The organism is Microbacterium sp. LjRoot45, assembly GCF_964253325.1.
Classification (GTDB): domain Bacteria; phylum Actinomycetota; class Actinomycetes; order Actinomycetales; family Microbacteriaceae; genus Microbacterium.
This window is the reverse complement of the sequence record NZ_CAXUQM020000001.1, coordinates 2,826,338-2,844,783: the sequence shown is the minus strand read 5'-3', so window position 1 is coordinate 2,844,783 and position 18,446 is coordinate 2,826,338. Positions and strand designations below refer to the sequence as shown.

The window sequence follows — 18,446 nt, the reverse complement described above, 5'->3', positions numbered from 1 at the left end:
CCCGATGAAGAGGACGGAGACGCCGATGTCAACCATCGCTCCCGCCGCGCCCCCGCCGGCGCCCGCACGGAGTCGCGCCGCGCGCCCCTCGCGACGGCCCTCGACGACCCGGCAGTGGGCGGGCCTCGGCTTCGTCGCCCCGTTCCTCGTGGTCTTCGCGCTCACCTTCCTCGCGCCGGTCGTCTACTCGATCTTCCTGAGCCTGTTCCGCGACAAGCTCGTCGGCGGCAACGTGTTCGTCGGCTTCGACAACTACGTGCAGGCCTTCACGGACCCGAAGTTCCTCGAGGGTGCGCTGCGGGTCTCGCTGTTCCTGGCCGTGCAGGTGCCGATCATGCTCGTGCTGGCCCTCGTCGCCGCCCTCGCGATCGACTCCCGCCGGCTCGCCGGGTCGTCGCTGTTCCGCATCGGCCTCTTCCTCCCCTACGCGGTGCCCGGCGTCGTCGCGGTGCTCATGTGGGGGTTCATGTACTCCGAGAGGATGGGTCTGGCCGGCAACATCAACGACCTCCTCGGATTCGACCTCGTCACGCCCTTCACGCAGCAGTGGATCCTCGTGGCGATCGGCAACATCGTCACCTGGGAGTTCGTCGGCTACAACATGCTGATCTTCTACTCGGCCCTGCGCGCGGTGCCCACCGACATCTACGAGGCCGCCGCGCTCGACGGCGCCGGCCAGTTCCGCATCGTCTGGAGCATCAAGCTCCCGGCCCTGCGCGGCGCGATCGTCATCGCGACGATCTTCTCCATCATCGGCAGCTTCCAGCTCTTCAACGAGCCGAACATCCTGCGCCCGCTCGCCCAGAGCATCATCACGACCTACTTCACCCCGAACATGTACGCGTACAACCTGAGCTTCTTCGGCCAGCAGGTCAACTACGCGGCGACGGTGGCCATCGTCATGGGCGTCGTCACCGCCGTGATCGCCTACGTCGTGCAGCTGCGCGGCAACCGTCAGGAGCTGCGATGAGCGCCACAACCCCCACCGCCGACCTCGTGGCATCCCGGGATGCCGATAGCACCGGTCGTCCGCCGCGTCCTCCCCGCCGTGCGTCGCGCCGGTCGTTCGACCGCTCCGCGAACACGATCGAGCGCCCGCGTCGGTCGCTCCTGCTGACGATCCTGATGAGCGTCTTCCTGCTCTACTCGTTCCTGCCGCTCGCGTGGCTCATCATCAGCTCGACGAAGACGCAGGAATCGCTCATCGGCTCCTTCGGTCTCTGGTTCTCGGGACCGTTCGCGTTCTTCGACAACATCGTCGAGACCGTCACGTACGACGACGGCATCTTCGTGCGGTGGTTCGGCAACACGCTGCTCTACGTGATCGCCGGCGCCGGCGGCGCGACCATCCTCGCGACCCTCGCCGGCTACGGCCTGGCGAAGTTCACGTTCCCGGGCAAGAAGGCCATCTTCGCCGTCGTCCTGGGGGCCATCGCCGTCCCTGGCACCGCCCTGGCCGTTCCCACGTTCCTCATGTTCAGCCAGATGGGACTCACGAACACGATCTGGGCGATCATCATCCCCTCGCTCATCTCGCCGTTCGGGCTCTACCTCATCTGGGTGTACGCGGTCGACTCGGTGCCCACCGAGCTGCTCGAGGCCGCCCGTGTCGACGGCGCCGGCGAGATCCGCACCTTCTTCACGATCTCGATCAAGCTCCTCGCCCCCGGGATCGTCACCGTCGCGATGTTCGCCATCGTCGCGACGTGGAACAACTACTTCCTCCCGCTGATCATGCTCAACGACCCTGACCTGTTCCCGCTGACCATCGGTCTGCAGCTGTGGAACCAGCAGGCGACGGGCGTCGGATCCGATCCGATCTTCAACCTGGTGATCACCGGTGCTCTTCTCACGATCGTCCCGATCGTGATCGCGTTCCTCCTGCTGCAGCGGTTCTGGCAGTCGGGGCTGAGCGCGGGAAGCGTCAAGCAGTAGGGGACTGCCGACCTTCGAAATCCATCCTCCCCACGATCCGACTCCGAAGAAGCGGAAGGACACAGCAATGAGAAAGCGCACCCTGGTCCGCGGCATCGCCACCGGCGCCGCCGCCCTCCTGATCGGTGCGGGCCTCGCGGCCTGCGCCGGTGACACCGACACCGGCGACAACGCCGCCGATCCCGGCAGCGCCGACGCCATCGAGAAGGCCCTCGAGGAGGGCGGCGAGCTCACCTACTGGACGTGGACGCCCTCGGCCGAAGCCCAGGTCGCCGCGTTCGAGGACGCGTACCCGAACGTCAAGGTGACCGTCGTCAACACCGGCGGCGCGAACGACAACAACCTCAAGCTGCAGAACGCGATCGCCGCCGGCTCCGGCGCGCCCGACGTCGTGCAGGTCGAGTACCAGTCGCTCCCGCAGTTCATCCTCTCCGACTCGCTGCTGGACCTCTCCGCGTACGGCTTCGGCGACCTCGAAGACCTCTACACGCCGGGCCCGTGGGGCGCCGTCGCGCAGCAGGGCGGCATCTGGGGTCTCCCGCAGGACTCCGGCCCGATGGCGCTGTTCTACAACAAGCGCGTGTTCGACGAGTTCGGCCTCGAGGTTCCGACCACGTGGGACGAGTACATCGAGGCGGGCCGCAAGCTGCACGCCGCCGACTCCGACTACTACATCACCAACGACGCCGGCGCCGACGCGGGCTTCGGCACGTCGATGATCTGGCAGGCCGGCGGTCGCCCCTTCCAGGCCGACGGCGAGAAGGTCACCGTCAACCTCGCCGACGAGGGCACGCAGAAGTGGGCCACCACCTGGGACACGCTCGTGCAGGAGGGCCTCATGAGCCAGATCCCCGGCTGGACCGACGAGTGGTTCGCCGGTCTCGCCAACGGCACGATCGCGACGCTTCCCATCGGCGCCTGGATGCCGGGTGTGCTCGAGTCCGGTGCGGCCGACGGCGCCGGTGACTGGCGGGTCGCCCCCATGCCCACCTACGACGGCGGCGCCGCTGTCACGGCGGAGAACGGCGGCAGCTCGGAGGCGGTCACGAAGCAGTCGAAGAACCCGGCGCTGGCAGCCGGCTTCCTCAAGTGGCTGAACTCGTCGGAGGACTCCATCGACGTCTTCCTCGAGAGCGGCGGCTTCCCCGCGACGGTCGCCGACCTCACGTCGGACGAGTTCCTGAACTACGAGTCCGACTACTTCGGCGGTCAGAAGATCAACGAGGTGCTCGTGGACGCGGCCAACTCGGTGAGCACCGGTTGGCAGTACCTCCCGTGGCAGTCGTACGCGAACAGCATCTACGCCGACACCGTGGGCAAGGCGTACCTGAACAAGACGTCGATCGCCGACGGCCTCGCGGCCTGGCAGCAGCAGAACGTCGCCTACGGCAACGAGCAGGGCTTCACCGTCTCGGAGTGATCCACCGGTGACCTCGGGGCGGTCGGGTTCGACCCGGCCGCCCCTCCCTTGTCCGTGCCCTCCCATCCCTCCTGGAGACCACACCCATGACCGGCCGCACCTTCGAGATCGGCGAGCGCGACTTCCTGCTCGACGGCGCCCCGCACCGCGTGCTCTCGGGGGCCCTGCACTACTTCCGCGTGCACCCCGACCAGTGGCGTGACCGCATCCGCCTCGGCCGCATGATGGGCCTCAACACGATCGAGACCTACGTCGCGTGGAACGAGCACTCGCCGGAGCCCGGCGTGTTCGACACCGACGGGCGTCTCGATCTCGCCCGGTTCCTGCGCGAGGTGCACGAGGAGGGGATGCACGCGATCGTGCGTCCCGGTCCGTACATCTGCGCCGAGTTCGACGGCGGCGGACTGCCCGCGTGGCTGTTCGCCGGCGAGGGCGTCGGCATCCGGAGCCTCGAACCGCAGTACCTGGCGGCGGTCTCCGAGTACCTGCGGCGCGTCATGGAGATCGTCGCCCCGCTGCAGATCGACCGCGGCGGCCCCGTCGTCATGCTCCAGGTCGAGAACGAGTACGGCGCCTACGGCTCCGACCATGCGTATCTCCAGGCCCTCACCGATCTCTTCCGCGCGTGCGGTGCGACCGTGCCGCTGACGACGGTAGATCAGCCCGTCGCCGAGATGCTCGCCGCCGGCACCCTCCCCGAACTCCACGCCACCGGTTCGTTCGGCTCCCGTGTGCCCGAGCGGCTGGCGGCGCTGCGCGCGCAGCAGCCCACCGGACCGCTCATGTGCAGCGAGTTCTGGTGCGGCTGGTTCGACCACTGGGGCTCCCACCACCACGTCACCGACCCCTCGGCATCCGCGGGGGCTCTCGACGAACTGCTGTCGGCGGGTGCCTCGGTGAACATCTACATGCTCCACGGGGGCACCAACGCGGGCCTCACCAACGGCGCGAACGACAAGGGCGTCTACCAGCCCACCGTCACGAGCTACGACTACGACGCCCCCGTCGACGAGGCGGGACGACCGACCGAGAAGTTCTGGGCCTTCCGCGACGTGATCGCACGCCACTTCCCGGTGCCCGAGTTCCCCCGCACCGATCGTCGCCCGCTTCACGTTCCCGCTCCGGCGCCCCTGCGTCGTGTCGGAACGCTCGCCGAGGTCGCCCCGGCGACCTGGTCGTCGCACGACGACGTCCCCACGATGGATGCCGTCGGCATCTGGCGCGGCTTCGCCCGCTACCGGATCGAACTCGACGGCACCGACGCGCCCGCCGTCCTCTCGTTCGCAGAGGTGCGGGATCGTGCGTGGCTTTCGCTCGACGGGGAGCCGGTCGGCATCCTCGCGCGGGAGGCGCACGAGCGGTCGGTGACCCTGCCCTCGGGGCGCGGCCTGCTCGAAATCCTCGTCGAGGACGAGGGGCGCGTGAACTACGGCCCTCGGATCGGCGAGCCGAAGGGACTGATCGGCCGCGCGACGCTCGACGGCGCGCCGCTGCACGGCTGGGAGATCTCCGCCGTCCCGCTCGACGCGATCCCCGCCGCCCGCGGCAGCGTCGGCGACGGAACGGCCGTTGCGCCCTCGGTGGGAGCGACGGTCTGGCAGGCGACCCTCTCCCTCGACGCTCCCGCCGACCTCTCCCTCTCGACCGCAGGCCTCGGGAAGGGGCTCGTGTGGATCGGTGACACGTGCCTCGGCCGCTACTGGCGCAAGGGCCCCCAGGCATCCCTCTACATCCCGGAGCCCCTCACGCGGGCCGGGGACAATACGCTGACGGTGCTGGAACTGGAGACGCTCGACGTCGACGCCCTCCGCTTCCTCGACGACCTCGCCCTCGGACACACGGAGCACTGACGTGACCACCCCCGCCACCGGCCCGGCCACCGCCACCGGCGCCGTCGACCCCGCCCCGCTCGCCCTCGACCGCCGCGTATTCGGCGGCTTCGTGGAGCACCTCGGACGGCACGTGTACGACGGCATCCACGAACCCGGGCATCCGTCGGCCGACGAGGAGGGCTTCCGCGGCGACGTCATCGACCTCGTGCGGGAACTGGGGGTGTCCACCATCCGCTACCCCGGCGGCAACTTCGTCTCCGGCTACCGGTGGGAGGACGGCGTCGGCCCGCGCGAGGAGCGTCCGCGGCGTCTCGACCTCGCCTGGCACGTCACCGAGACCAATCAGGTGGGCCTCCACGAGTTCGCCTCCTGGCTCGACAAAGTCGGGTCGGAGCTCATGCTGGCCGTCAACCTCGGCACGCGGGGTACCGCGGAGGCCCTCGACCTGCTCGAGTACGCCAACGCCGAGGTCGACACGGCGTGGACCCGCGCTCGCGCCCGCAACGGCCGGTCCGAGCCGTTCGGCGTGCGGATGTGGTGCCTCGGCAACGAGATGGACGGCTGGTGGCAACTGGGCGCCCGCAGCGCCGACCAGTATGGTGCGCTCGCGGTGCAGACCGCCCGCGCGATGCGCCGCTTCGATCCGACGCTCGAGCTCGTCGTCTGCGGCTCCTCCGGCCGCACGATGCCGACCTTCGGTGCGTGGGAGCGGGTGGTGCTCGCCCACACGTTCGACGAGGTCGAGTTCATCTCCTGCCACGCGTACTACGAAGAGCGGGGCGGCGACGCGCAGGAGTTCCTGGCATCCGCCGTCGACATGCACCTCTTCATCGAGGAGGTCGTGCGCATCGCCGACGACATCGCCGCCGAACGGGGCAGCGACAAGCGGATCATGATCTCGTTCGACGAGTGGAACGTCTGGTACCAGTCGCGCTGGAACGCCGTCGAGGGCACGCAGCCGCGTGACGAGTGGCCGGTCGCGCCCCGCCTGCTCGAAGACGTGTACACGGTGCAGGATGCCGTTGTCGTCGGAGACCTCCTCATCACCCTGCTGCAGCACGCCGACCGGGTGAAGTCCGCGTCGCTCGCGCAGCTCGTGAACGTGATCGCGCCGATCATGACCGAGCCGGGCGGTCCCGCCTGGCGCCAGACGACGTTCTTCCCCTTCGCGCTCACGTCGCGCCTCGCGGGCGACCGCGTGCACCGTCTCGACGTGTCGGCGCCGACGTTCGCGAGCTCCCGCTTCGGCGAGGTCTCCACGGTCAACGCGGTCGCGACCGTCGGCGACGACGGCGTCACCGTGTTCGCCGTCAATCGGTCGCTGGACGGCGCTGTCGAGGTGGAGCTCGATCTCCGCGAGCTCGGTGCGGCCGGTGCGGGTTCCGCCGGTTCGGGTTCCACAGGCGCGGCCGGGTGGGCGGTGCGTGAGGCGCACCTTCTGCACGACGACGACCGCTACGCCGCCAACACGCTGGGCGATCCGGAGCGGGTCGCGCCGTGCGAGCTCGACAGCGCGCGTCTCGTCGACGGCGTGCTCACGCTCACCCTGCCCGCGGTCTCGTGGGCGGCGGTGCGGCTCGGCTGAACCGGGCTCAGCCGCCGAGGGCGGCCGCCACGACGGCGCGCGCCTCCTCCTGCACCTGCGCGAGATGCTCCGGACCCCGCAGCGACTCCGCGTAGAGCTTGTAGACGTCTTCCGTGCCTGACGGGCGCGCGGCGAACCACGCGTGCTCGGTCTGCACCTTCAGCCCACCGATCGCCGCCCCGTTGCCGGGAGCGTGCGACAGCTTCGCCACGATCTCCTCACCCGCCAGCGTCGTCGCCGTCACCGACTCTGGCGCGAGCCTGCCGAGGGCCGCCTTCTGCGCCGGCGTCGCGGGGGCGTCCACGCGCTGGTACGCCGACGAGCCGTACTCCGCCTCCAGCTCCGCATACCGCTGCGAGGGGGTCTTGCCCGTTACCGCCAGGATCTCGGATGCCAGCAGGCACAGCAGGATGCCGTCCTTGTCGGTGGTCCAGACCGAACCGTCGGTGCGCAGGAACGACGCGCCGGCCGACTCCTCGCCACCGAACGCCACCGACCCGTCGATGAGCCCCGGCACGAACCACTTGAAGCCGACGGGCACCTCCACGAGCTTCCGCCCCAGCGCGGCCACGACCTTGTCGATGATCATCGACGACACGAGCGTCTTGCCGACCGCGGCGTCGGCGCGCCACCCCGGTCGGTGCGCGTACAGGTAGTCGATCGCGACCGCGAGGTAGTGGTTCGGGTTCATGAGCCCCGCGTCGGGGGTCACGATGCCGTGGCGATCGGCATCCGCGTCGTTCCCCGTGAGGATGTCGTACTCGTGGCGGCGGGCGACGAGCGAGGCCATCGCCGACGGCGATGACGGGTCCATGCGGATCTTCTCGTCCCAGTCGAGCGTCATGAACCGCCACGTCGGGTCGACCTCGGGGTTCACGACCGTGAGGTCGAGGCCGTATCGCTCCCCGATGAGCGCCCAGTACTCGACCGACGCCCCTCCGAGCGGGTCGGCGCCGATCCGCACGCCCGCGCGCCGGATCGCCTCGACGTCGATGATGTTCGCGAGATCGGCGACGTAGCCCTCGCGGAAGTCGTACGAGCCGACGTGCTCGGCGGCGATGTCGGCGAACCGCACACGCTGCACGCCCTCGAGCCCCGCCGCGATCAGCTCGTTCGCCCGGTCGGCGATCCAGCCGGTCGCGTCGGTGTCGGCGGGGCCGCCGTGGGGCGGGTTGTACTTGAAGCCGCCGTCGCGCGGCGGGTTGTGCGACGGGGTGACGACGATGCCGTCGGCGCGGGAGGGGTCACCGGCATCCCGGCCCCGGTTGTAGGCGAGAATCGCGTGGCTGAGGGCGGGCGTCGGCACCCAGGAGTCGCGGGAGTCGACGCGGACGTCGACGCCGTTCGCCACGAGCACCTCGATCGCGGTGCGCTCGGCGGGGCGGGAGAGGCCGTGCGTGTCGCGGCCGAGGAACAGCGGACCCGCGATGCCCTGGCTCGCGCGATACTCGACGATCGCCTGCGTCGTGGCGAGGATGTGGTCCTCGTTGAAACTCGTCGACAGCGACGACCCGCGATGGCCGCTCGTGCCGAACGCGACCCGCTGCTCGGGCACCGCGGCATCCGGCTTTCGGTCGTAGTAGGCGGCGATGAGTTCGTCGATGTCGATGAGGTCGGATGCTTCGGCGGGATGTCCTGCGCGGCTCATGGTCCCAGTCTGCCCCTCCGGAGCCGTCGATGCGATGGCGAAGGGGCAGGTTGACGGCGGGCGACGGCGAGTCCGGGCCGGGGGTGACCGGCGTTCGCCGTTGCTAACTCCTTCAATCCGGGCGCCGAAGGGCCGAATTCGCCCCATTCCGGGCTCGCAGGCACCGAATCTCCGGAGTTAGCGACGGGAGAGGTCGGCGCCGCGTCGGGCGACTTCGTCGAGCACAGCACGCAGCGCGGGGGAATCGGCCTGTGTCCGGCGGTGCACGGCGAGTACGTCGCGCGTCGACGCCGGGCCGGCCGTGGGGATCGCGACGACGTCGTCGCCCAGGTCGCCGCGTCCGAGCCGCGGCACGAGCGCGACGGCGAGCCCCGCCCGGGCCAGCGCGAGGTGGTTCTCGAACTCCATCGACTCGTGCACGATGCGGGGCGCCCCGCTCACGCCGTCGAACAGGCGCCGCAGCCACTGCCGGCAGATGGTCGAATCGAACGTCGCGACCCAGGGCTCGTCCGCGAGGTCTTCCGGCCGGAGCACCTCGCGGTCGGCCAGGCGGTGTCCCCGGGGGAGGATCACGTCGGCGACGTCGGTGAACAGCGGCGTTTCGACCAGGTGGTCGGGCATCGCGAGCGCGACCCCGCCCCACCGGTGCACGATGCCGAGGTCGCGCTGGCCCGACGCGACGAGCGCGATCGTCTCCCAGGGTTCGCTCTCGCGCAGCGGCAGGCGGAGCTCCGGATGCCGTTGCCGCAGCTCCGACAGCACCGGGATCATCAGCCCGCGCACCACCGTGGAGAACGCGGCCAGCCGGATCTCGCCGACGAGGGCGTCGGGCCCGTCGGACAGCGACTGGATGTCGGCGCGGATGCGCTCGAGGTCCGCGAGCACGGGGGTCGAGGCGACGACGAGCCGCGTGGCGGCGGCGGTCAGCACGACGCCCCGGCCGGCGCGTTCGAGCAGGCCGACGCCCGTCTCGCGTTCGAGGCGCTTGACCTGTTGCGACACCGCCGAGGGGGTGTAGCCGAGCAGGGCCGCCGCGCGGGCGACGCTCCCCTCGGTCGCGATCGCGCGGAGCGAGACGACGGCATCCAGATCCATCATGAAGCGATGCTACCGAATACGGGCGAGGAACGTTCGCTTGTCCTTCACGGAACGACGGGGTCGAATGGATGCCGTGCCCCGCCGTGACATGCTCCTCGCCGCCCTCGTCGCCTCGCTGTGGGGCTTCAACTTCGTCGTCATCGCCTGGGGCATGAGCGGCATCCCGCCGCTGCTGTTCGTCGCGATCCGCTTCAGCGTCGTCGCGGCCGTCGCCCTCGTGATCCCGCGCCCGCAGACCGGCTGGAAGGTCGTCGTCGGCGTCGGCCTGTTCATGTGCCTGGGACAGTTCGGACTGCTCTACACCTCCATGGCCCTCGGGCTCCAACCCGGGCTCGCGGCGCTGCTGCTGCAGGCGCAGGTGGTCTTCACGATCGTCATCGCCGCCGTCGCGCTGCGCGAGCGCCCCACCGCGATGCAGGTGACCGGGGTCGTGCTGGGCTGCCTCGGGCTGGCGATCGTCGCGCTCGGCCGCGGGGGAGAGGCGCCGGCCGTGGCGGTGCTGCTCGCGCTGGCGGCGGCCCTGTCATGGGGGATCGGCAACGTCATTTCCCGACAGGCCGGCGACGTCCGGGGTGTCGGCCGGGGCGGCGCGCTGTCGCTGACGGTGTGGTCGGCGCTCGTGGTGCCGATCCCCGCGATCGCCCTCTCGCTCGTGATCGAGGGGCCGGCGGCGGTCGGAGCGGGGCTGGCATCCTTCGGCTGGACCGCGACCCTCTCCACCCTCTACACCGCGGTGCTCTGCACGGTCGTCGGCTACGCGATCTTCAACGGTCTGCTCGCGCGCAATCCGTCGGCGGCGGTCGTGCCGTGGGTGCTCCTCGCCCCGGTGGTCGCGATGGCGTCGGCGGCGGCGCTGCTGGGCCAGGTGCCGACGCCCGCCGAGACGCTCGGCGGGGCGATCCTCGTCGTCGGCGTGCTCGTGACCGGCATCCGGAGGCGGCGCGTGCGGGCGCCGAGGCCTGCTCGGCGGCCCCGCCGGCGCGAGGTCTCCGCCGCGGTCGGTGGCTAACTCCTCCAGGATCGAGCGCTCCCGGCGCGGAGCGCGCTATCGCGGTACGGGATGCGACGGATCGAAGGAGTTGGTCACACGACGGTGCGCATCCCTGCCCCCACTAGGCTTGCCCCCGTGACCGTCGACTCCGCCCCGCGCCGCACCTACAGCTACCTGGGCCCCGCGGGAACCTTCACGGAGGCGGCGCTGGCGCAGGTCGCCGAGGCGCGCGACCAGATCTGGCGGCCCGTCCGCAATGTCGGGGAGGCGCTCGCCGATGTCGTCGAGGGGCGCTCGGATGCCGCGATGATCGCGATCGAGAACTCCATCGACGGCGGGGTCTCCACGGCGCAGGACGCGCTGGCCACGACGCCCGGGCTCCGCATCGTCGGGGAGTACCTCGTGCGGGTCAACTTCGTGCTCGTCGCGCGTCCGGGCACGCGGCTCGAGGACGTCTCGCTCGTCGCCGCCCACCCCGTCGCGTACGCGCAGTGCCTCCGGTGGCTCACGGCGCATCTGCCCGAGCACGCGCACCTCCCCGCGGCGAGCAACGTCGCCTCGGCCGTCGGGATCATCGACGGTGTGAGCGAGGCGCAGGCCGCGATCGCTCCCCCCGGCATCCTGGAGCACTACGACCTCGAGCTGCTCGCCGAGGAGATCGGCGACAACACCAACGCGGTCACGCGTTTCGTGCTCGTGAGCCGCACCGTCGCGCCGCCCGCACCCACGGGGGCCGACAAGACGTCGCTCATCGCCGAGCTCCCCGACGACCACCCCGGCGCGCTCCTGGAGCTCCTCGAGCAGTTCTCGACCCGCGGCATCAACCTGTCGCTCATCGAGTCGCGGCCGATCGGCGACGAGCTCGGACGCTACCGATTCGTCATCGACGCCGACGGCCACATCGAGGACGAGCGGATGGCCGACGCCCTCCTCGGGCTGCGCCGCTTCAGCCCGAAGGTGACCTATCTGGGGTCGTATCCGCGGGCGGATCGCGCGATCGTCCGCTACCCCGACCGCTACTCCGACGACGTGTTCGTCGAGGCGCGCGACTGGCTGCGCGCCCTCATCTCGGGAGAGCCCGAGGCCTGACGCCGCCGAGCGAGCTCCGGCGTCCGGGTCAGCCGACGAGGAGTTCGAGCGTCTGCACGCGGCCGGGCGCGGCGTCGAGGGGCTCTGCGTCGTGCGGAGCCGCCACGGGCGAGACCATGACCTCGTCGACGCCGTACTGCCCGGCGAAGGATGCCAGTCGGCTCCGCACGTCGTCGCCGGCGCCGACGAACCACCGCGCGCGCAGGCCGTCGAGCATCGCCGTCGCGAGCCGGTCGTGGGCCTCGGACTCCGCCGCCTGCTCGACCGTCTCGAGGGCGACGAGCGGCCGCCCGCCGCGCAGCCGCGCCATCATGCGCGCCTGCGGCAGCATCCGTGCCTCGGCCTCTGCTTCGGTCGGCGCCGCCACGACGTTCGCGGTCACGAAGGTGCGGGGAGCGTCGAGGTGCTCGCTGGGCGTGAACTGGGTGCGGTAGAGGTCGAGGGCGCGTGCGAGACCCTCGCCCGAGAAGTGGTTCGCGAACACGTAGGGGAGGCCGAAGGCAGCCGCGAGGGCAGCGGAGTAGTCGCTCGATCCCAGCAGCCACACGTCGGGGGTGGAGGTCGCCGCAGGCGTCGCGTGCACCGCGTAGGGCTCGCCGGTCGCCGCTCCCGGACGGCTCACGAGACGCACCTGGGAGCCCTCGGGCGACACGAGCCCGAGGATGTCGCGGATGTGGTCGGGGAAGCGGTCGACGTCGCTCGTGGTTCCCGTCTTCCGCAGCAGCTGGGTGATGACGGGGTCGCTGCCGGGGGCACGGCCGATGCCGAGGTCGATGCGTCCGGGGGCGATGGCTTCGAGGGCGGCGAACTGTTCGGCGACGACGAGCGGCGCGTGGTTGGGAAGCATGACGCCGCCGCTGCCGACGCGGATGCGCGAGGTGCGGGCCGCGGCCGCCGCCGCGAGCACGGGCGGCGTTGTCGAGGCGACGGCGGGCATGTTGTGGTGCTCCGCGAACCAGTAACGCCGGAACCCCAGGTCGTCGGCGCGGGCGGCGAGGTCGAGGGATGCCGAGACCGCCTGCGCGCTGCTCTGACCGGCCCGCACGGGCACCAGGTCGAGGACGGACAGGGCGGGGGAGGTGGTCGTGTTCATCAGGGAACGGCAACGATCTCCGCGGCATCCGCATTCCCCGCCGCCGGGTCGGCGTGCGATGGCCCGAGTCGTGGGGACGCGGCGTGGCGAACTCCTTCGACTCGGGGTTCTGTCACGTCGCGCGTCGCGCGTTCACGCGGCGGTGGCCGCGGCGTCGTTCCGTATCGAAGGAGTTCGCCACCAGGCCGGGGCGCCCCCGCGGGTCAGCGGGCGCGCTTGACGTGCTCGTACGCGTCGAGGGCCCGGCGTCGGGTCTCCGCGAGGTCGACGAGCGGCTCGCGCTCCGCGCTGTCGGGGGCCCACTGTCCGATGTAGAGGCCCTGCGGGTCGAACTTCTCCGCCTGACGCTCCGGGTTGAAGATGCGGAAGTACGGCGACGCGTCGGCGCCGGAACCGGCCACCCACTGCCAGTTGAAGGGGTTGCTGGCACCGTCCGCGTCGACGAGGGTGTCCCAGAACCACTCCTCGCCGCGCCGCCAGTCGATTGCGAGGTTCTTCGTGAGGTAAGACGCGACGACCATCCGCACGCGGTTGTGCATGTAGCCCGTCGTCCACAGCTCGCGCATGCCCGCATCGACGAGCGGGACGCCCGTCTCGCCCATCTGCCACGCCCGCAAGTGCCCACGGTCGAGCCGCGGCCAGGGGAACGCGTCGAATGCCGACCGCCAGTTGCGGGTTGCGAGGTCGGGGAAGTGGAACAGCGTGTGCCAGGCGAACTCGCGCCAGCCCAGCTCGGAGAGGAAGCGGTGAGCGGATGCCGCGTGCGCGCCGGTGCCCGCGGCATCCACGGTCTCGTGCCACACGGTGTGGGGGCTCAGCTCGCCCCAGCGCAGCCGCGGCGAGAGCAGGGAGGTGGCGCCGGCGGCGGGTTCGTCGCGGGCGCGGTCGTAGTCGCCGAGGTCGTCGTTCAGGAACGCACGTAGTCGCGCTCGTGCGGCGCGCTCGCCGGGCTCCCACGCCTCGCGCATCCCGCCGGCCCAGTCGGGCGCCGTGGGGAGGAGCTCCCAGTCGTCGAGGTCGTCGCTGCGGGCGTCGCGGCCGTCGATCGTGCGCGGCTCGGGGAGCGGGGCGCGGGGCGACGGCTGCGCCTGGCAGGCCTTCCAGAACGGGGTGAAGACGGCGTAGGGGGTGTCCGATCCGGTGCGGACGGTCCACGGTTCGAAGAGCAGGTTCGCCGCGTACGAGGTGACCTCTCGCCCCTCGTCGCGCAGCCGGGTCTTCAGAGTGGTGTCGATGTCGCGCTCGGCTCCGCCGTAACGGCGGTTCCACGCGACGGCATCCGCGGAGATCTCGTCGGCCACCGCGGGCACGACGTCGGCGGCAGGCCCGCGACGCAGCACGAGGGAGCCGCCTCGGTCGGCGAGGCGCTGCCCGAGTTCGGCGAGGCTGTGGTGCAGCCACCACTTCGCGGCTCCGCCGAGGGGACGGATGCCGGGCGACTCCTCGTCGAGCACGTACAGCACGGTGACCGGTTCGTCGCGGTCGACCGCGGCGCGCAGGGCGGGGTTGTCGGCGAGGCGGAGGTCGTCGCGCAGCCAGACGAGGGAGGTCATGACGTGCCCGTCAGATTCCCGTGACGCTGTGCCCGCGGGGCACGGCGACGGTGAGGCCGCCCGGTTCGACGCGCGCCGTGACGTGGGTCGCCTCGCCGAACTCGTCGCCGTCGAGCTGCACCGGCTGGGCGGCGACGGTGGCGAGGTCGATGCCGGCACCGCGGCTGAAGCGCACGGCGTTGTCCTTGGTGCGCAGCGACAGGATCTGACGTCCGGCCCGGAAGCGGCGGAGGAAGCTGTTGTCCCAGGCCACGCGGCGCCAGATGAGCAGCCAGCCGAAGGCGCTCTTGGGCTGGAAGATGGCGATGTCGAGGTCGCCGTCGGTGACGGATGCCTCGGGGATCAGCTCGAGTCCGGCCGGCAGCGAACCGCAGTTGGCGAAGACGACGCTCTGCACGTTGGCGCGGTGCACTTTGTGCCCGGGCACCTGGTACATGACGGGGAAGGGCTTCGCGCCGATGAGGGAGCGCGCGGCTCCGTCGACGTAGGCGACCCAGCCGACCTTCTTCTTGAGATCGCCGCTCGTGTTCGCGATCATCGCGGCATCCAGCCCCATTCCGCCCATGACGACGAAGGCGCGCTTCTCGCTGTCGCCGCCGGGGCGGGCGAGGGTGGCGATGCCGACGTCGATGGGGACGACGTCACCGTCGAACGCGGCGGCGATCATGGCGTCGGCGTCGTCGAGGGGGAGACGCAGGTTGCGGGCGAGGAGGTTGCCGGTGCCGCTCGGGACGATGGCGAGCGGAACGGCAGATCCGGTCATGGCTTCGCTGACGGCACGGACCGTTCCGTCGCCGCCCGCGACGAGCACGACGTCCACGCCCTCGGCGAGTGCCTGCCGGGTGACGTCGTCGCCGAGGTCGTCGACGGTGGTCTCGTAGAAGAGGGGCTCCGACCAGCCGGCCTCCTTCGCGTGGGCGGCGACCTGCTCGCGCAGCGCGTCGCCGTCGACCTTGATCGGGTTGTAGACGAGCGCGGCCTTCGGGCTCGGGTGGTCGCCGTCGGAGAAGGGTTCGGTGCGTCCGCTCTCGTCGACGCGCCGCGCCTCACCCGTCTCGCCGTCGGTCGTGTCGGGGGAGACGTCGTCGGGCTCGCGGATGACGCCGTCGGGTGCGGCCGCCTCTTCCGGGTCGGTCGCGTCGGAGCCCACGTTCGTGCCGGAGTCGGTCGCCATGCGTACAGAGTATTGCGCGGGGCCCGCGACGGGCCTCGGGACGTGGGGGGCTTGCGCTCGCCGTCAATCGGCGGGTATCTCCGTGACGGCGATCGCCCACAGGTTGTCGACGTCTCCCGTACCCGTCACGCGGACCTCCTCTCCGACGATGTCGAGCGTGTTCCGCGTTCCGGGGTCGCCGGCGTCGAGGAGGCACCTCTGGGTGATCGTTGCGGAGTTCTCGATCTCGACCGTGATGATGTCGTCGCCGTAGCACCGGATGTACACGGCGGCGCGACCCGTCCTCGTCGGCGCGGGTTCCGTGGAGGCGGAGCCGCGAGTCGACGACAGTGTCGCGATGCGAGGTTCGCCCGGCGCGGGGGTGACCGTCAGTTCGCTGGGCGCGGAGGATGGCGCGGGTGTCGTGCTCGCCGTCGGGGTGACGCCATGTCCGCGATCATGCCCTGCCGTGTCTCCGGTCGCCGCGCACCCGGAAACCGACGCGATGATGCCGACCAACACCGCAGCGCGCAGTTCGAACGGCACGAATACCTCCCCGGTATCAAGACGTTCAGCCTACGACTCATGAAAACACGTGCAGGGAGGAGAGACGCGATCTGTGGAGAACTCGCGCACCACCCCCTCCGCACTCGATGCCCACCCCCCCGCGGCCCCCGAACCGGCCGCGACTAGACTCGAACGGTGATCGATCTCGCCCTCCTCCGCGACAACCCCGACCTCGTGAAGCGCTCGCAGGAGGCGCGAGGAGAGTCGGCGGAATCCGTGGATGCCGCGATCGACGCCGACCGTGCGCGTCGCGCTGCGCTCGCCGCCTTCGAGGAGCTGCGTGCCGCGCAGAACGTGCACGGCAAGAAGGTCGCGCAGGCGCCCAAGGAGGACAAGGCCGCGCTCGTCGCCGAGGCCAAGGACCTCAGTGCCCGCGTGAAGGAGGCGCAGCAGGCCGTGACGGCCGCGGAGGCCGCGGCATCCGCGGCCCTCGCGAAGATCGAGAACATCGTGATCGACGGCGTCCCGGCCGGCGGCGAGGACGACTTCGTCACCCTCCGCACGCACGGCGAACCCGTGGCGTTCGACTTCGAGCCGCGCGACCACCTCGCTCTCGGTGAACTGCTGGGCGCGATCGACATGGAGCGCGGCGCGAAGGTCTCCGGCGCCCGCTTCACCTTCCTCACCGGCATCGGCGCACGTCTCGAGCTCGCCCTCATGAACCTCGGCATGGAGCGCGCGCTCGCCGCCGGGTTCATCCCCGTCATCCCGCCGACGCTCGTGCGATCGGAGGTCATGCGCGGCACGGGCTTCCTCGGCCAGCACGCCGACGAGGTGTACCGTCTCGACGACGACGACCTCTATCTCGTCGGCACGAGCGAGGTGCCCCTCGCCGGATTCCATATGGACGAGATCCTCGACCTGACTGCGGGCGCGAAGCGCTACGCCGGCTGGTCCACGTGCTACCGCCGCGAGGCCGGCTCGCACGGCAAGGACACCCGCGGCATCATCCGCATGCACCAGTTCAACAAGCTCGAGATGTTCGTCTACACGACCCCCGAGGATGCCGAGGCCGAGCACCTGCGGCTCGTCGCGATGCAGGAGGCGATGCTGCAGGACCTCGGGCTGAGCTACCGGGTCATCGACGTCGCGGCGGGCGATCTCGGCTCCTCCGCGGCGCGCAAGTACGACGTCGAGGCGTGGGTTCCCACCCAGGGCGCCTACCGCGAGCTGACCTCCACGTCGAACTGCACCACGTATCAGGCGCGACGCCTCGACATCCGTCACCGCCCCGTCGTCGACGGCGGCCCGGCGGCCAAGACCGCGCACGTCGCGACGCTCAACGGCACCCTCGCGACGACACGGTGGATCGTGGCCCTCCTGGAGACGCACCAGCGCGCCGACGGCTCGGTCGTCATCCCCGAGGTGCTGCGGCCCTACCTCGGCGGGCTCGAGGTCGCGGAGCCCATCGCGTGACGGCGGAGGGCGGCACGCCCCACCTGCCGCCGACCGGCTCGGTGAAGGTGGTGAAGCCGACGAAGGCCGCCCGCCTCGTCGAGCGCATCGCCGACGAGACCGAGGACCCGACGGTCGCCACCGAACGCCTCCTCATCGCCCTCGACGTCGACGGCACCCTCCTGCTGGAGGACGAGTCGCTGAGCCCCGGGGTCGTCGACGCGATCGCGCACGCCCACCGCGCCGGCCACGAGGTCATGCTCGCGACGGGACGGTCGTGGGAGAGCACCCGTGGCATCCTGCGTGTTCTGGGGCTCGCCCCCGAGTACGCGGTGTGCTCCAACGGCGCGGTCATCATGAAGCGGGCGGGCGGCGATCTGGCCGACGAGCTCGTCTACGAGCGGTTCCACATCGAGACGTTCGACCCCACCGAGGTGCTGCACCTGCTGCGTGAGCACCTGCCCGACGCGCACTACATGGTCGAGCTCGCCGACGGGCGTCGCCTCTACACCGAGGAAATGGACGACTGGAACCTGGTCGCCGCGCACCGGGTGCCGTTCTCGGAGCTGTCCGCCCAGCCGGTGTGCCGCGTCGTGGTCGTCTCGCCCGACGAGACGGATGCCGACTTCGTCGACCTCGTGGGTCGCATCGGACTCAACAAGGTGTCCTACGCCGTCGGCTGGTCGGCGTGGCTCGACATCGCCCCCCAGGGCGTCGACAAGTCGACCGCCCTGGAGCGGGTTCGGGTGTGGCTCGGCGTCGATCCCGCACACGTGCTCGTCATGGGCGACGGACGCAACGATGTCGGCATGTTCCGCTGGGCGCGCGAGCACGGCGGCCGCGCGATCGCGATGGCGCAGGGCCCCGACGAGGTGCGCCGCGAGGCGTCCGAGACGACGACATCGGTGCGCGCGGGAGGCGTGGCGGAGATCCTGCGTCGCCTCTGAGGCAGTGCCTCGGAGAAGCGTCGCGGGGCGTGCCGTCCCGGTCAGAAGCGGTTAACAGCCTGCCCACAGGCGCGCTCGGCCAGAATGGAACCGGCCCGGTCCACTACAATCGACGCCTGTCGGGCGGATTTCTTCGGAGT

15 protein-coding genes are annotated in these 18,446 nt (G+C 71.0%); 9 read left to right on the top strand and 6 right to left on the bottom strand.

Features of this window, described 5'->3' with window-relative positions:
- The first annotated feature begins 25 nt into the window (after nt 1-25).
- From ACSQ18_RS13480 to arfA, 5 genes are all read left to right on the top strand, one after another.
- Nucleotides 26-970, top strand: coding sequence for a carbohydrate ABC transporter permease (locus ACSQ18_RS13480; RefSeq protein ID WP_144806383.1), 945 nt, complete (start codon nt 26-28; stop codon nt 968-970).
- Nucleotides 967-1,935: a carbohydrate ABC transporter permease gene (locus ACSQ18_RS13475; protein ID WP_436037933.1), complete on the top strand. Its 969-nt coding sequence runs from the start codon at nt 967-969 to the stop codon at nt 1,933-1,935. The genes ACSQ18_RS13480 and ACSQ18_RS13475 overlap by 4 nt, the downstream gene beginning before the upstream one ends.
- Nucleotides 1,936-2,002: 67 nt before the next feature.
- Entirely contained in the window at nt 2,003-3,355 is a 1,353-nt protein-coding gene (locus ACSQ18_RS13470) for an ABC transporter substrate-binding protein (RefSeq protein ID WP_436037932.1), read from the top strand.
- Nucleotides 3,356-3,441: 86 nt separating this feature from the next.
- Nucleotides 3,442-5,205, top strand: coding sequence for a glycoside hydrolase family 35 protein (locus ACSQ18_RS13465; RefSeq protein WP_436037931.1), 1,764 nt, complete (start codon nt 3,442-3,444; stop codon nt 5,203-5,205).
- Nucleotide 5,206: 1 nt separating this feature from the next.
- A complete protein-coding gene (arfA, locus tag ACSQ18_RS13460; protein WP_436037930.1) occupies nt 5,207-6,772 on the top strand; it encodes an arabinosylfuranosidase ArfA in 1,566 nt (521 codons plus the stop codon).
- Nucleotides 6,773-6,779: 7 nt separating this feature from the next.
- Here arfA and pgm read toward each other — a convergent pair whose 3' ends face one another.
- Nucleotides 6,780-8,420 carry a phosphoglucomutase (alpha-D-glucose-1,6-bisphosphate-dependent) gene (pgm, locus tag ACSQ18_RS13455; RefSeq protein WP_436037929.1) on the bottom strand — a complete coding sequence of 547 codons (1,641 nt, stop codon included), beginning with the start codon at nt 8,418-8,420 and terminating at the stop codon, nt 6,780-6,782.
- 177 nt (nt 8,421-8,597) lie between these two features.
- Complete coding sequence (locus ACSQ18_RS13450) at nt 8,598-9,518, bottom strand: LysR family transcriptional regulator (protein WP_436037928.1); 921 nt, start codon at nt 9,516-9,518, stop codon at nt 8,598-8,600.
- Between the two features lie 73 nt (nt 9,519-9,591).
- Here ACSQ18_RS13450 and ACSQ18_RS13445 point away from each other — a divergent pair, with 73 nt between their 5' ends.
- Both ACSQ18_RS13445 and pheA read left to right on the top strand, forming a co-directional pair.
- Nucleotides 9,592-10,527 (top strand): EamA family transporter, encoded by a 936-nt coding sequence (locus ACSQ18_RS13445; RefSeq protein WP_436037927.1) that lies wholly within the window; start codon nt 9,592-9,594, stop codon nt 10,525-10,527.
- Nucleotides 10,528-10,644: 117 nt separating this feature from the next.
- Nucleotides 10,645-11,598: a prephenate dehydratase gene (gene pheA, locus ACSQ18_RS13440; RefSeq protein WP_436037926.1), complete on the top strand. Its 954-nt coding sequence runs from the start codon at nt 10,645-10,647 to the stop codon at nt 11,596-11,598.
- A 28-nt stretch (nt 11,599-11,626) separates the two neighbouring features.
- Here pheA and ACSQ18_RS13435 read toward each other — a convergent pair whose 3' ends face one another.
- The 4 genes from ACSQ18_RS13435 to ACSQ18_RS13420 form a co-directional block, all read right to left on the bottom strand.
- Complete coding sequence (locus tag ACSQ18_RS13435) at nt 11,627-12,691, bottom strand: LLM class flavin-dependent oxidoreductase (RefSeq protein ID WP_436037925.1); 1,065 nt, start codon at nt 12,689-12,691, stop codon at nt 11,627-11,629.
- A 203-nt stretch (nt 12,692-12,894) separates the two neighbouring features.
- Complete coding sequence (locus tag ACSQ18_RS13430) at nt 12,895-14,244, bottom strand: cryptochrome/photolyase family protein (protein ID WP_436037924.1); 1,350 nt, start codon at nt 14,242-14,244, stop codon at nt 12,895-12,897.
- Between the two features lie 10 nt (nt 14,245-14,254).
- Nucleotides 14,255-15,418, bottom strand: a complete 1,164-nt coding sequence (locus tag ACSQ18_RS13425) for a diacylglycerol/lipid kinase family protein (protein WP_436037923.1) — start codon at nt 15,416-15,418, stop codon at nt 14,255-14,257.
- Between the two features lie 63 nt (nt 15,419-15,481).
- The gene (locus ACSQ18_RS13420) at nt 15,482-15,943 is read right to left on the bottom strand and encodes a hypothetical protein (RefSeq protein WP_436037922.1); all 462 of its coding nucleotides are present in this window, start codon (nt 15,941-15,943) and stop codon (nt 15,482-15,484) included.
- Nucleotides 15,944-16,099: 156 nt separating this feature from the next.
- Between ACSQ18_RS13420 and serS the strand changes: the two genes are divergently transcribed.
- Both serS and ACSQ18_RS13410 read left to right on the top strand, forming a co-directional pair.
- The gene (gene serS, locus ACSQ18_RS13415) at nt 16,100-17,380 is read left to right on the top strand and encodes a serine--tRNA ligase (protein WP_436037921.1); all 1,281 of its coding nucleotides are present in this window, start codon (nt 16,100-16,102) and stop codon (nt 17,378-17,380) included.
- Entirely contained in the window at nt 17,377-18,306 is a 930-nt protein-coding gene (locus ACSQ18_RS13410) for an HAD family hydrolase (RefSeq protein WP_436037920.1), read from the top strand. Before serS ends, ACSQ18_RS13410 begins: the two co-directional genes overlap by 4 nt.
- The last annotated feature ends 140 nt before the right edge of the window (nt 18,307-18,446 follow it).